Genomic DNA, 12980 nt, shown 5'->3' with positions numbered 1-12980 from the left:
GCAGCGCGTTGAACCGGCTGGAGATTAGGCGCCGCTGCCGCCGGGACCCCGCCAGCGCAGCAGGGCGGCCCCCCAGCTCAAACCAGCGCCGAAGCCACTGGTGGCGATCAGATGGCCGGGGGCGATCCGGCCATCCCGCACGGCCTCATCGAGCATCAAGGGGATGGTGGCGGCGGAGGTGTTGCCGTAGGCGGCCAGGTTGCTGAGCACCCGATCAGCTGGAATCCCCAGGCGTGTGCCCACCGCATCGAGGATCCGTTGGTTGGCCTGGTGCAGCAGCAGCCAGTCGATCTGGCTGGTGGCGGTGCCGGTGTCCTTCAGCAGGGCTTCCAGCACGGCAGGCACCTCGCGCACGGCGAACTTGTAGACCTCCTGCCCATTCATCTGAATCGGCTGGAAGCCACCGCGCTGGGCGGTATGGCCCTCCACCAGGGGATGGCGCTCCTGGCCCTGCTGCAGGGTCAGGCACTCGGCGCGGCGGCCATCGGAGTGCATTCGGAAACCCAGCAGACCATCTTCAGCGCCAGGGCAGGCTTCGAGCGCCACAGCGGCGGCGCCATCGCCGAACAGGACGCAGGTGCTGCGGTCATCCCAGTCAATCCAGCGGCTGAGCTGGTCAGCGCCGATCACCAGGACGCGCCGCATCGTGCCGCAGCGCAGGTAATGGCCGGCCGTGATCAGGGCAAACAGGAAGCCACTGCAGGCCGCCGTCAGATCGAAGGCCACCGCCTGGTTTGCCCCAAGGGCCGCCTGGATGCGGGGGGCCGTGCCGAAGAGGTCGTCGGGGCTGGAGGTGGCCAGCAGGATCAGATCGAGATCCTGAGGCTGCCAGCCCGCATGGGCCAGAGCCGCCCGCCCCGCATCGGTGGCCAGGCTGGTGAGTGTCTCCCCGGGCCCAGCGACCCGCCGGGCGGCGATGCCGGTACGGCTGCGAATCCAGGCGTCGTTGGTCTCGACCCGATGGCTGAGCTGGTCATTGCTCAGGCTGAGGCTGGGCAGGGCACTGCCACATCCCACCAGCGCCATCCCAGCGCTCCATTGACCGAGCGACACCTGCGCGACCACAGTTGGGCTCAGTCAACCACAGGCGGGGATGGCCCCGGCCTTGGCGCCGGCTTCAGGACCGGGTTCGGCGCCCGCTTCTTCACGGCCCGCTTCGGCAGTCGAGGCTGCACTGAGCTGGTGGAGATCGTCCATGACGCCGTGGCTGGCGGCACGGTGGGCCAGGCGCAGGGCGCTGACCACCGAGAGGGCCTTGCTGCTGCCGTGACCGATCACGCAGATGCCGTTGACACCCAGCAGCAGGGCGCCGCCATGTTCGGCATGGTCGAGCCGTTTCTTGATGCGCACCAGGTTGCTGCGCAGGAAGGCGGATCCAACCTTGCCGCGGCGGCCACGGGGCAGTTCCGCCCGCAGCACGTCGAGCAGAACGCCGCCCACCGATTCCAGGAACTTGAGCAGCACGTTGCCGGTATAGCCGTCACAAACGACCACATCGAACTGGCCGGAGAGCACGTCGCGGCCCTCGCAGTTGCCGGCAAAGCGAAGCCGACTCTCGGCCTCCAGCAGCGGATAGGCCTTGACCGTGAGGTCATTGCCCTTGCACGACTCTTCGCCGATGTTGAGCAGGCCGATCCTGGGGTTGGCCACTCCCAGCACATCGCGGCTGTAGATGCTCCCCAGCAGGCCGAACTGGTGGAGATAGGCCGGCTTGCAATCCATGTTGGCGCCGACATCCAGCACCAGCACCTGCTCGGCGGGGTCTTTGGTGGGGAACAGGGCGCCGATCGCCGGGCGATCGATGCCCTTCAAGCGGCCCAGCCGGAAAATGGCGGCGGCCATCACGGCTCCGGAGTTCCCCGCCGAATAGACGGCCATCGCCTGTCCCTGGCTGACCTGGTCCATGGCCAGGTTGATGCTGGCATCGCGCTTGCGGCGCACCACCCTGGCCTCCTCGTGCATCTGTACCGAGGGGCCACTGCTGATCAACTCCAGCAAACCCGCCGCCACCGCCTCCCGGAGTTCCTCGCCCAGGTCGAGCGCGGCCACGGCTTCCTGGAGCGCAGCCTCTTCGGCCACGAAACGCACGCGCAGGGGCAGCACCCGGACGGCATCGAGGCAGCCCGCCAGGATCGGCCCGGGGGCGAAATCGCCACCCATGCCATCGACGGCCACCCAGAGGCGATCGGCTTCGCGAATCGGCGCCTCAAGGCCTCCAGCACCCTGCTGCAGCCGGCGCAGGGGGTAGAGCACCGAGCCGGCCGTTGAGGCCACCGAGCCCGCCACAGACCCCGCCACCGAGCCGGCGGCCGAGGCCATCGTGGTCGCCGAGGAGGTGGCGGTGCCCACCAGGCTGGTCACGGCAGCGTTGCGGCGGTACCAGATCACCAGCCGCCGGATGGCCCGGCTCGGCTTCGGACGCCGGTACCGGGGATCGAATTCAGGCTCCTTCGCTACCAACGGATTCCACGATGCGCTGGAACAGATAACCCGTGCCCCGGGCTGTGAGGATCAGCTCGGGGTTGGCGGGATCGTCTTCCAGTTTGGAGCGCAGCCTGGAGATGTGGACATCCACCACACGGGTGTCCACATGACGCTCCGGGGTATAGCCCCAGACCTCTTTGAGGATCTCGCCGCGGCTGAACGGCTCGCCCGAGCGGCTGACGAGCAGCTCCAGCAAGCTGAATTCCATGCCGGTGAGGCGGATGCGCTCGTCGTTGCGGTACACCTGGCGTTTGTTGGTGTCGATGCGCAGGTCGCTGACCTGGATCACCCCGGAGTTGGGGATCCCCACCACTTGCTCTTTGTCGACGCGGCGCAGCACGCAGCGGATGCGTGCCTCCAGTTCCTTGGGGCTGAACGGCTTGACGACGTAGTCGTCGGCACCGAGTTCGAGGCCCGTGATCCGGTCGGCCACATCGCCGAGGGCGGTGAGCATCACGATCGGCACGTCGGATTCCTTGCGCAGCTCCTGGCAGACCCCGTAGCCATCCAGCTTCGGCATCATCACGTCGAGCACGACCAGGTCGGGGCTGGAGCAGCGGAAGGCTTCCAAGGCCTCCACGCCGTCACTGGCGGTGACCACGTGGTACCCAATCATCGACAGGCGGGTTTCCAGGATCCTGCGGATGCTGGCCTCGTCATCGACGACCAGGATTGTTTCCTTGGCGGGAGGGGATGCCGTCATCGCGTCGCTACACGACTACAACAGATGCGACCACTGAAAAGGGCCGAGTGCCCTCTGGTTCACTCAACGCCACCATTCTTCATACATCTCCTTGCCCCGCCTTTCCACCTTCTACGTCTGCCAAAGCTGTGGAGCGCAGTCGCGCCAGTACTTAGGCCGCTGTCCAGGCTGTGGTGGCTGGAACACGCTGATCGAGCAGGCGGCCCCTGCCGCCGATGGCCGCCGCAGGCGACAGGGGCCGCCTGCCGGCGAGGGGACAGGCGAGGCGACAGGCCGTGGCAAGCCCCGCCGATCCCAGCCGATTCACGCCGTCGGCGAGCGGCCGCTGCAGCGCCTGGCCAGCGGCTTCGTCGAGCTCGATCGGGTGCTGGGCGGTGGCCTGGTGCCGGGTTCGCTGGTGCTGGTGGGTGGCGACCCGGGCATCGGCAAGTCCACCCTGCTGCTGCAGAGCGCCCAGGTGATGGCGCAGTCGTGCTCGGTGCTGTATGTGAGCGCCGAAGAGTCGGCCCAGCAGGTGAAGCTGCGCTGGCGACGGCTGGGTTCGCCCGGCGGCGGGGAGTCGATCAACCTCCAGCTCCTGGCTGAAACCGACCTGGAGCTGGTTCTCCAGGAGCTCGAAGCCCTGCGGCCGGCCGTGGCGATCATCGACAGCATCCAAGCGCTCCACGACGCCGAGCTCAGCAGTGCGCCCGGCTCGGTGGCCCAGGTGCGCGACTGCGCCGCCGCCTTGCAGCGCCTGGCCAAGCGCCAGGACACGGCCCTGCTGCTGGTGGGCCATGTCACCAAGGAGGGCATGCTGGCCGGCCCGAAGGTGCTGGAGCATCTGGTTGATGCCGTGCTCACCTTCGAGGGTGACCGTTTCGCCAGTCACCGCTTGCTGCGGGCAGTGAAGAACCGCTTCGGCGCCACGGCGGAACTGGGGGTGTTTGAGATGCGCGATCGGGGGCTCGCTGAAGTGAGCAATCCCAGCGAGCTGTTCCTAGGCAGCGATGGACCGACCGCAGGAACGGCCACGATCGTGGCCTGCGAAGGCACCCGACCCCTCCTTGTGGAGTTGCAGTCGCTGGTGAGCAGCACCAGTTATGCCAGCCCGCGGCGCACCGCCACTGGCATCGGCATCAACCGTCTGCACCAGATCCTGGCGGTGCTGGAAAAGCACCTGGGCCTGCCGCTCTCCCGTTTCGATTGCTATCTCGCCGTGGCCGGCGGCCTCGATGTGGAGGAGCCGGCGGCGGATCTCGGTGTGGCGGCGGCGGTGGTCACCAGCTTTCGCGATCTGACCTTGCCGGCCGGCACCGTTCTGGTGGGCGAACTGGGCCTGGGCGGGCAGTTGCGGCCGGTCGGCCAGCTGGAGCTGCGTCTGCAGGAGGCCGCCCGCCTGGGCTTTCGCCGTGCCGTGGTGCCCCGCGGCAGTGGCCTGGGGGAAAGTGCGGCTGAATTGGGGCTGGAACTACTGGAGGCAGGCACTGTGGCGGAGGCCTTGGTGGCCGCCCTGGGGGTAGATCCAGCGGCCGATCCAGCCACCCATCCGGAAGTCGATTGAAGACTCAGAAGTAGACGTCGACTGAGCCTCGGCCGCTGGTTTTCAGCCAGTTCTGGGCCTCGATGTAGTTGTTCGGAGCCATCCGGATCGCCTTGCCCCAGAATTCGGCGGCGCGGGAGAAGCAGCGGTCCGACTCATCGGTGTCGCCCCGTTCCTCAGCCAGGGAGCCCAGGTGGTGATGGATCACCGCCATGTTGTTGAGAGCCTGGGGCATGTTGGCGTTGAGATCGAGGACCTCGTCGTAGAGATCCAGAGCCTTCTGGTGATCCCCATTGCTGGTGAACACCAGGGCCATGTTGTAAAGGATGAAAGCCCGGTCGTTCGGGTCGTCTTCGAGCCTGAGCGCTTCTTCGTAGTTCTCCAGGGCTTCGGCGTATTCCCCGTCGCCCTGGGCACTCATGCCATCGCGGTAATAGGCGAAGGCTTCCTTGGAGCGCCTGTTGGTGGGCAGCACCTTGAGGATCAGGTCCGCCATCACCGTGAAGCTTTTATCGATGAAGTTGTCGTTGCGTTGGCTGCGGGGCACGGCGGCAAGGGAGCACTTCCTTCCCTCATCTTCGCTCTTGCCGGCAGCGGTGGTTGCCGCTGTCCCGACTCCCTAGCCTGGGTGCCCCGACCCTGACTGTGACCTTGCCTCCCGTTCCATCCGCGCTGGACACCGGGTCGCCGCAATCGGTGGCACCGCAATCGGTGACGCCGGAATCCGTGGCGCCTGAATCCGTGACGATCGACGCTGGACAGCTGGCGCCGCTGCTCCTCGATGTGGAGGGGATGAAGTGCGGCGGCTGTGTGCGTGCGGTCGAGCGACGGCTGCTGGAGCAGCCAGGCGTTCGCCAGGCCAGCGTCAACCTGCTCACCCGCACGGCCTGGGTGGGCCTGGATCAACCCCTGCCCGCCGCTGGGGCTGAGGCGGGGGATGGGCCGGTGGAGGCCCTGGTCGCCAGCCTGCGCTCGCTCGGTTTCAAGGCCCAACCCCGCAGCCAGGGCCGCTCGCTCGGCAGGGCTGAGGTGGTGGAGGGCCATCCCCGCTGGTGGCAGGAATGGCGGCAGTTGATCGTCGCCCTGGGCCTGCTGCTGCTCTCGGTGCTGGGCCATCTCACCCTGGCTGGCACGCTGCCCGCGTCGCCGCTTGGTGCCCTTTGGTTCCACGCCCTGGTGGCCAGCATCGCCCTGCTCGGGCCGGGGCGCCCGATCCTGGTGCGCGGCGCCCGGCAGGCGGCCCATGGGCTGCCGAGCATGGACACCCTGGTGGGCCTGGGGATGGGTAGTGCCTACCTGGCCAGCCTGGTCGCCTTTCTCTGGCCTGCCGCTGGTTGGCCCTGTTTCTTCAACGAGCCGGTGATGCTGCTGGGGTTCGTGCTGCTGGGCCGCTTCCTTGAGGAGCGGGCCCGCTTCCGCACCGGCCGTGCCCTCCAGCAACTGGCCGAACTTCAGCCCGATTCCGCCCTGCTCCTGCTCGGCGATGGCCCGCCTCGGCAGGTGCCGGTGGGCGGGTTGCGCGCCGGTGACCGGCTGCGCCTGCTCCCCGGCGACCGCATTCCGGTCGATGGTGTGGTGCTCGATGGCTGCTCGGCCGTGGATGTCTCGAGCTTCACCGGAGAACCCCTGCCGCTGGAGGCCCAGCCCGGCACGGATCTGGCCGCCGGCATGCTCAATCTTCAGGCCCCGCTGGTGCTGGAGGTGCGCCGGGCTGGCGCCGAAACGGCCCTGGCCCGGATCATCGCCCTCGTCGAGCAGGCCCAGGCGCGCAAGGCGCCGATCCAGAGCCTCGCCGACCGGATTGCCGGCCGTTTCAGCGTGGTGGTGCTGCTGCTGGCCCTGGCCACGTTTGTGTTCTGGTGGCAGTGGGGCACCAGGTTGTGGCCCCAGGTGTTGGCCGCCGCGCCCCAGGGTCATGGCGGCATGGGCGGGCATGCCGTGCTCGGGGCGGTGGCCGGTACGCCTTTTTCACTGGCGCTTCAACTGGCGATTGCCGTGCTCGTGGTGGCCTGCCCCTGTGCCTTGGGCCTGGCCACGCCCACCGCCATCACCGTGGGAGCGGGCCTGGCGGCTCGCTCCGGCCTGCTGTTCCGCGGTGGCGATGCGATCGAGATAGCCTCCCGCCTGCAGACCGTTCTGTTCGACAAAACCGGCACCCTCACCCAGGGCCGGCCGGAGGTGATCGCCGTGGAGCTGGCGGCGGATCTGGATCCGGTATGCGAGCCGGAAGGAAGGCCTGAATTGAGCCCGGAACGGCTGCTCCAAGTGGCCGCCAGCCTGGAGCAACACACTCGCCACCCCCTGGCGACGGCCCTGTTGGAGGAGGCTTTGGCCCGCCAGTTATCGCTGCTGGCGGTGGAGGACAGCCGCACCTTTGCCGGGGCAGGCGTGCAGGGGCAAATCGGCGGCTTCGATGGGGTTTGTCGGGTCGGCAAGCCTGGCTGGTTGGAGGGGCTGGGCGTACGCACAGACGCGAAGCTGCTGGCGTCGCGGACTGCGCTCGAAGCCCAGGGGGCCACCGTTCTGGCGGTGGCCGCCGGCGATGGGGTTCTCGGCCTGGTGGGCGTGGACGACCAACCCCGCCCCGACGCAGGGCGCACCCTCGAGGCGCTCCAGGCCATGGGGATGGACGTGGCGATCCTCAGCGGCGATCAGCGCCAAGCGGTACGCCGGCTCGGCGCCGAGCTTGGCCTGGAGCCAGAGGCAATGGCCTGGGAGCTGTTGCCTGAGCAGAAGCTGGAGCAGCTGGTGCGCTGGCGCCAGCGGGGGCCAGTGGCGATGGTGGGCGATGGGATCAACGATGCCCCTGCCCTGGCCGCCGCCGATCTCGGCATCGCGGTGGCGACGGGCACCCAGATCGCCCAGGACACAGCCGATCTGGTGATCCTGGGCGATCGTCTCGAAGCCGTGGTCGAGGCCCTCGCCCTGGCCCGCGACACGATGGCCAAGGTGCGCCAGAACCTGGCCTGGGCGTTCGGTTACAACCTGGTGATGCTGCCCCTCGCCGCCGGGCTGCTCTTGCCCCGCTTCGGCCTGCTGCTTTCGCCTCCGTTGGCCGCCCTGCTGATGGCCACCAGTTCGATCACGGTGGTGCTCAACGCCCTGTCCCTGCATGGTCGCCGCTGACGCCCTCCCCGCCAGGGGCCGGTTCCTGGTGCTCGAAGGCATCGACGGCTGTGGCAAGTCGACCCAGCTCGAGCTCCTTCGCCAGTGGCTGCCTGCCAGTGGGCTGCTCCCCGCCGGGCGCCGGCTGTTGATCAGCCGTGAACCCGGTGGCACCGCCCTCGGCCAGGCCCTGCGCCAGTTGCTGCTCCATCCTCCTGAGGCGTCGGAGCCCTGTCCCACGGCGGAGCTGCTGCTCTATGCGGCCGACCGGGCCCAGCACGTGCAGGAACGGATCGCCCCGGCGCTGGCAGCCGGTGACTGGGTGCTGTGCGACCGCTTCACCGGCTCGACGGCGGCCTACCAGGGCTACGGCCGCGGCCTCAGCCTGGAGCTGATCGCCGCGCTGGAGGCGATCGCCACCGGCGGGCTCAACGCCGATCTCACCCTCTGGCTGGACCTGCCCCTGGAGCTCTCGCTGCAACGGCGTGGCCACCGCCCGGCCGATCGGATCGAGGCCGGGGGGGTGGCTTTCCTCGGGCGCGTTCAGCAAGGATTCGCCTCCCTTGCCGCCGAGCGCGACTGGCGGCGCATCGATGCCAGCCCGGCGGCCCCTGCTGTGGCCCGGGCGATCAGCCAGGCCGTTGGGGCTGAGCTCGATGGCTGAGCTGTTTGCTGACCTGTTCGACGACCTGATCGGCCAGGCCCAGGCCATCAGCCTGCTGCAGGCCACCCTGGCCCAGGGGCGGCTGGCCACGGCCTATCTGTTTGTAGGCCCCGACGGGGTGGGGCGGCGGCTCGCCGCCCGGCGCTTCCTTGAGGGCCTGCTGGCGGGCCCGGACGGTTCGGTCCGGCTGCGGCGCCGGCTCCTGGAGGGGAACCACCCCGACCTGCTCTGGCTGGAGCCCACGTACCAGCACCAGGGCCAGCTGGTGCCGGCCTCCCAGGCGGCTGAGCAGGGCCTCTCCAAGCGGGGCCTGCCCCAGCTGCGGCTTGAGCAGGTGCGTGAGATCAGCCGCTTTCTCTCCCGCCGGCCGCTGGAATCGAGCCGCTGTCTGGTGGTGATCGAAGCGGTCGAGGCGATGGCGGAGGGGGCGGCCAACGCCCTGCTCAAGACCCTCGAAGAGCCAGGAGAGGGGGTGCTGATCCTGCTCAGCTCGGCGCCGGAGCGCCTGCTCGCCACCATCCGCTCCCGCTGCCAGCAGATCCCCTTCGCCCGGCTCGATGCCACGGCGATGGCCCGGGTGCTGGATCGGCTTGACCCGGCTCAGAGCTCCCAGCCGGATCCCGATCCGCCGGCGCTGCTGGATCTGGCCGCCGGCTCTCCCGGGGCCCTGCTGCACCATCGCGAGCAGTGGCGAGCCCTGCCCGAGGGGTTGGCCGATCGGCTGCTGGAGGGATCCCCGGCTCCGATCGAGGCCCTCGCCCTGGCCCGCGACCTCTGCGAGGCCCTGGACCTCGACCAGCAGCTCTGGCTGCTGAACTGGTGGCAGTGGCAGCGCTGGCAGCGTGACCACCGGGCCTCGGATCAGAGGCGCATCGAGCGCCTGCGGGGTCAGCTCAGGGGTTTTGTTCAGCCCCGCCTGGCCTGGGAGGTGGCCTTGCTGGAGCTCATGGCGCAGGAGGGCCAGCCTGGCTGATCGGCAGCTCCAGGCAGTAGCCAGCCCCGTACACCGTCTTGATGTAGAGGGGTTTGCGCGCATCAGGCTCCAGCTTGGTGCGCAGGTGGCGCACATGCACCCGGATGGTTTCGATGTCGTCGTCCGGTTCGTAGCCCCAGACCTCCTTGAGGATCAGCGATGGGGCCACGGTCTGACCATGGCGTTGCATCAGACAGTGCAACAGCTCGAATTCCAGGTGGGTGAGGCGCACGGCTTTGTCGAACCAGATCGCCTCGAATCGCTCCGGCACCAGGGTGAGGGGGCCGAAGCTGAGGATCTCGCTTTTCTCGCAGGGCAGTTGGGCCCGGTCACTGCGGCGCAGCAGGGCTTTGACCCGAGCCAGCAGTTCTTCGAGGTCGAAGGGTTTGGTCAGGTAGTCATCGGCGCCTGAGTTGAAACCGCTCACCTTGTCCTTTGTGCCTCCCAGGGCGGTCATCATCAGGATCGGCGTCCGGGCGCTGCGGCCGTCCCGCCTCAGTCGTTGGCAGACAGTCAGACCATCCACCTTGGGAAGCATCAGGTCGAGCAGGATCAGGTCGGGATTGGTCTGCATCGCCAAGGCCTGCCCCTTGATGCCGTCTTCGGCGCATTCCACGCGGAAACCCCTGTGTTCCAGGTGCCCCGCCACCAGTTCCCGCATGTCCTTGTCGTCCTCGATCAGCAGGATGCAGGGTTGGGCGGATGGGGGCCTGGGAGTTGGCTGCATGGAACGGCTACAGATCCGGTATCGAACGAAGGGGGGAGACTTTCACTGCTGCAAGCAGAAGCGGGATTTCTGCAAGCAGAAGGCGGATTCTTTCACTCAAGTCGAACCAGGATTCGTTGATTGGCCTCGTTCAGCGAGCACCTTGCCAGCTCCGAATCAAAACCAAACCAGCATCCAAGCCAGTGCTGGCGTTGGCCATGGAGCAACAAGCGCCAAGCCGCTCTTGCCAAGCAACGCCAACCATCTTCAGCTTCTCTTTCGATTGGCGGGCTGTCAAGCCCCCAAATAGAAAAAAACGAGCCTCAGAGCTGAGGCTTGAACAAAACTCCCCGGGCGGGATTCGAACCTGCGACCAATCGGTTAACAGCCGACCGCTCTACCACTGAGCTACCGAGGATTGTGGCTTGGAGAACCTACCGCTCAGCACGGCCGCCCGGCAAGGGGGTGAGGGTCTTCTCCAGTTGCTGTCGCAGCGTCACGCCCTGCTGCCAGGGCCCCGGACGGCCCTGGTCCATCAAGGCGGCGCCGTCGCAGCCGTCGAGTTCTTCGAGCCGATGGGTGATCCAGAGCGCGGTCAGGCTGGCCGGGGCCTGGTTGCACAGGCGGCGAATCAGCTTCAGCACCTCCTGCTGGCTGGTGGGGTCGAGCAGGGCGGTGGGTTCATCCATCAGCAACAGCCTGGCTTCACTGGCGAGGGCGCCGGCGATGGCCAGACGCTGCTTCTGGCCGCCGCTGAGGGTGTGGATCGGCCGCTGCTCGAACCCTGCCAGACCCACCTGGGCCAGGGCGGCGGCCAAGCGGGTCTGCCGTTGGTGTTGATCGAGGCCTTCGGGCAGCGAGAGCTGCAGGTCGGTGGCACAACTCGGCAACAGCAGTTGGTGATCGGGGTTCTGGAACACCAAGGCCGCCTTGACGGGGCAATGGATGTGGCCGTGACCCGGCTCCAGCAGCCCGGCGATCAGCCGCAGCAGGGTGCTCTTGCCACTGCCGTTGCCGCCCACCAGCATCCACAGCCCAGGGCGGGGCAGCTCCAGGTTGCAATTCTGTAGGGCGCGGCTGCCGCCGGGCCAGGTGAAGTCCAGCTTCTCCACCCGCAGCGGGCTCGCCAAGGTCAGCTCCCGAAGGAGAAGCCTGGACGCTTGCTGCCCACACCTCCGGTGGCGGATTTCTCATACAGCTGCACGGCCACCAGTTCGCTGCTCAAAAGGCTGATCTGTTTCTCCTCGGCTTTTTCGCAGGAGAGCTCCAGCACCTTGGGCTGGCCGCTCTCCAGGGCTGCCTTGATCTCGCCATAGAGGGTCTGGGCGTCAGCCAGTTCCTTGCGCTGCACAGAGATCGGCATGGGACTGAGTTTGAGAGAAAGCTCGACGACGTACACGGGAAAGAAGGAAAGGCCGGAAGCCACTCTGGCGAATGGCAGGGCGCCGCGCTTTTCGTCGTGGTCCCCGGGGCTCACCTGTTGGTCTCTGGCCCCTAGGTGTCCTTACTCATCTGGCGAAATCAGCGCTCTCTCAGCCGCAGTAGCCTCCCAACGTCCCGTACAGTGGGTTTGTAAAGCTTCGTAAAGAGAATCCATGACGATTGCTCTAGGGCGCGCGCCAGCAGCCCGGGGATGGTTTGACGTCCTCGATGACTGGCTCAAGCGCGACCGTTTCGTTTTTGTGGGCTGGTCCGGCCTGCTGCTGTTCCCCACGGCCTACCTGGCCCTGGGCGGCTGGCTGACCGGCACCACCTTCGCGACCTCGTGGTACACCCACGGGATCGCCAGCAGCTACCTGGAAGGCTGCAATTTTCTCACCGCAGCGGTGAGCACCCCGGCCGATGCGATGGGCCACAGCCTGTTGCTGCTCTGGGGCCCGGAAGCCCAGGGCGATTTTGTGCGCTGGGTGCAGCTGGGTGGCCTCTGGCCATTCGTGGCGCTGCACGGCGCTTTCTCGCTGATCGGCTTCATGCTGCGTCAGTTTGAGATTGCTCGCCTGGTGGGCATCCGCCCGTACAACGCGATTGCCTTCTCCGGCCCGATCGCGGTGTTCGTGAGCGTCTTCCTGATCTATCCGCTGGGTCAGAGCAGCTGGTTCTTCGCGCCGAGCTTCGGTGTGGCGGCGATCTTCCGTTTCCTGCTGTTCCTGCAGGGCTTCCACAACTGGACCCTGAACCCGTTCCACATGATGGGCGTGGCAGGGATCCTGGGCGGTGCGCTGCTGTGCGCCATCCACGGCGCCACGGTGGAGAACACGCTGTTTGAAGATTCCGATCAGTCGAACACCTTCAAGGCGTTTGAGCCGACGCAGGAAGAGGAGACCTACTCGATGGTGACGGCTAACCGTTTCTGGAGCCAGATCTTCGGGATTGCGTTCTCCAACAAGCGCTGGCTGCACTTCTTCATGCTGTTCGTGCCTGTGATGGGCCTGTGGACCAGCAGCATCGGCATCATTGGCCTGGCGCTGAACCTGCGTGCGTATGACTTTGTGAGCCAGGAGATCCGGGCGGCTGAAGACCCGGAATTCGAGACCTTCTACACGAAGAACATTCTTCTGAATGAAGGCCTGCGTGCCTGGATGGCACCGGCAGACCAGCCCCATGAAAACTTCGTCTTCCCTGAAGAAGTTCTGCCTAGGGGCAACGCTCTTTGAGGCTTAGCCCAGCAGTTCAAATCCTTTGAACACCTTTTGATCAAGCGCTCTTCGGAGCGCTTTTTTTGTTCGTTTGCTCTCCGACCTGCAGCGCTTACCCCCGCAATCCGTTAGTATCACTGGGTTCTGTCAGCAGTGTCGTGGACGTGGGCTCAGGAGCTTGTCTCCG

Annotated in this window: 12 protein-coding genes and 1 tRNA gene; 5 read left to right on the top strand and 8 right to left on the bottom strand. The window is 67.1% G+C overall.

The genetic code is table 11. The features are described 5' to 3' along the window. Positions 1 to 24: 24 nt before the first annotated feature. From ACXMDM_RS01135 to rpaB, 3 genes are read right to left on the bottom strand one after another with little or no spacing between them, the layout of a single operon-like run. The gene (locus tag ACXMDM_RS01135) at positions 25 to 1026 is read right to left on the bottom strand and encodes a beta-ketoacyl-ACP synthase III (protein WP_259722795.1); all 1002 of its coding nucleotides are present in this window, start codon (positions 1024 to 1026) and stop codon (positions 25 to 27) included. A 51-nt stretch (positions 1027 to 1077) separates the two neighbouring features. Further along, complete coding sequence (gene plsX / locus ACXMDM_RS01130) at positions 1078 to 2460, bottom strand: phosphate acyltransferase PlsX (RefSeq protein WP_083544384.1); 1383 nt, start codon at positions 2458 to 2460, stop codon at positions 1078 to 1080. Then, entirely contained in the window at positions 2441 to 3187 is a 747-nt protein-coding gene (gene rpaB / locus ACXMDM_RS01125; RefSeq protein WP_071800253.1) for a response regulator transcription factor RpaB, read from the bottom strand. The genes plsX and rpaB overlap by 20 nt, the downstream gene beginning before the upstream one ends. 91 nt (positions 3188 to 3278) lie before the next feature. On the opposite strand from rpaB, the gene radA reads away from it, so the two are divergent. Beyond that, positions 3279 to 4730 (top strand): DNA repair protein RadA, encoded by a 1452-nt coding sequence (gene radA / locus ACXMDM_RS01120; RefSeq protein ID WP_071800252.1) that lies wholly within the window; start codon positions 3279 to 3281, stop codon positions 4728 to 4730. 4 nt (positions 4731 to 4734) lie between these two features. Here radA and ACXMDM_RS01115 read toward each other — a convergent pair whose 3' ends face one another. Further along, the gene (locus ACXMDM_RS01115) at positions 4735 to 5256 is read right to left on the bottom strand and encodes a photosystem I assembly protein Ycf3 (RefSeq protein ID WP_071800251.1); all 522 of its coding nucleotides are present in this window, start codon (positions 5254 to 5256) and stop codon (positions 4735 to 4737) included. 245 nt (positions 5257 to 5501) lie between these two features. Here ACXMDM_RS01115 and ACXMDM_RS01110 point away from each other — a divergent pair, with 245 nt between their 5' ends. Genes ACXMDM_RS01110 through ACXMDM_RS01100 form a run of 3 tightly spaced genes read left to right on the top strand, consistent with a single transcriptional unit; the run spans position 5502 to position 9451 of the window. Then, the gene (locus tag ACXMDM_RS01110; RefSeq protein WP_120352822.1) at positions 5502 to 7835 is read left to right on the top strand and encodes a heavy metal translocating P-type ATPase; all 2334 of its coding nucleotides are present in this window, start codon (positions 5502 to 5504) and stop codon (positions 7833 to 7835) included. Beyond that, positions 7822 to 8478, top strand: coding sequence for a dTMP kinase (gene tmk / locus ACXMDM_RS01105; protein ID WP_071800250.1), 657 nt, complete (start codon positions 7822 to 7824; stop codon positions 8476 to 8478). The genes ACXMDM_RS01110 and tmk overlap by 14 nt, the downstream gene beginning before the upstream one ends. Continuing rightward, positions 8471 to 9451, top strand: a complete 981-nt coding sequence (locus tag ACXMDM_RS01100) for a DNA polymerase III subunit delta' (protein WP_071800249.1) — start codon at positions 8471 to 8473, stop codon at positions 9449 to 9451. The genes tmk and ACXMDM_RS01100 overlap by 8 nt, the downstream gene beginning before the upstream one ends. Here ACXMDM_RS01100 and rpaA read toward each other — a convergent pair. The 4 genes from rpaA to ACXMDM_RS01080 form a co-directional block, all read right to left on the bottom strand. Next, the gene (gene rpaA, locus ACXMDM_RS01095) at positions 9423 to 10178 is read right to left on the bottom strand and encodes a two component system response regulator RpaA (RefSeq protein WP_071800248.1); all 756 of its coding nucleotides are present in this window, start codon (positions 10176 to 10178) and stop codon (positions 9423 to 9425) included. The genes ACXMDM_RS01100 and rpaA overlap by 29 nt on opposite strands. 325 nt (positions 10179 to 10503) lie before the next feature. Further along, positions 10504 to 10575, bottom strand: a tRNA-Asn gene (locus ACXMDM_RS01090). Positions 10576 to 10591: 16 nt separating this feature from the next. Beyond that, positions 10592 to 11287 (bottom strand): ABC transporter ATP-binding protein, encoded by a 696-nt coding sequence (locus tag ACXMDM_RS01085; protein WP_071800247.1) that lies wholly within the window; start codon positions 11285 to 11287, stop codon positions 10592 to 10594. Positions 11288 to 11289: 2 nt separating this feature from the next. After that, positions 11290 to 11556: a UPF0367 protein family gene (locus ACXMDM_RS01080; RefSeq protein ID WP_071801967.1), complete on the bottom strand. Its 267-nt coding sequence runs from the start codon at positions 11554 to 11556 to the stop codon at positions 11290 to 11292. Positions 11557 to 11752: 196 nt separating this feature from the next. On the opposite strand from ACXMDM_RS01080, the gene psbD reads away from it, so the two are divergent. After that, entirely contained in the window at positions 11753 to 12811 is a 1059-nt protein-coding gene (gene psbD / locus ACXMDM_RS01075; protein ID WP_145536902.1) for a photosystem II D2 protein (photosystem q(a) protein), read from the top strand. Positions 12812 to 12980: the final 169 nt, after the last annotated feature.

It is taken from the genome of Synechococcus sp. CS-603 (assembly GCF_977929215.1).
The sequence above is the reverse complement of the archived record's forward strand: the minus strand, read 5'-3'. Positions and strand labels throughout refer to the sequence as shown.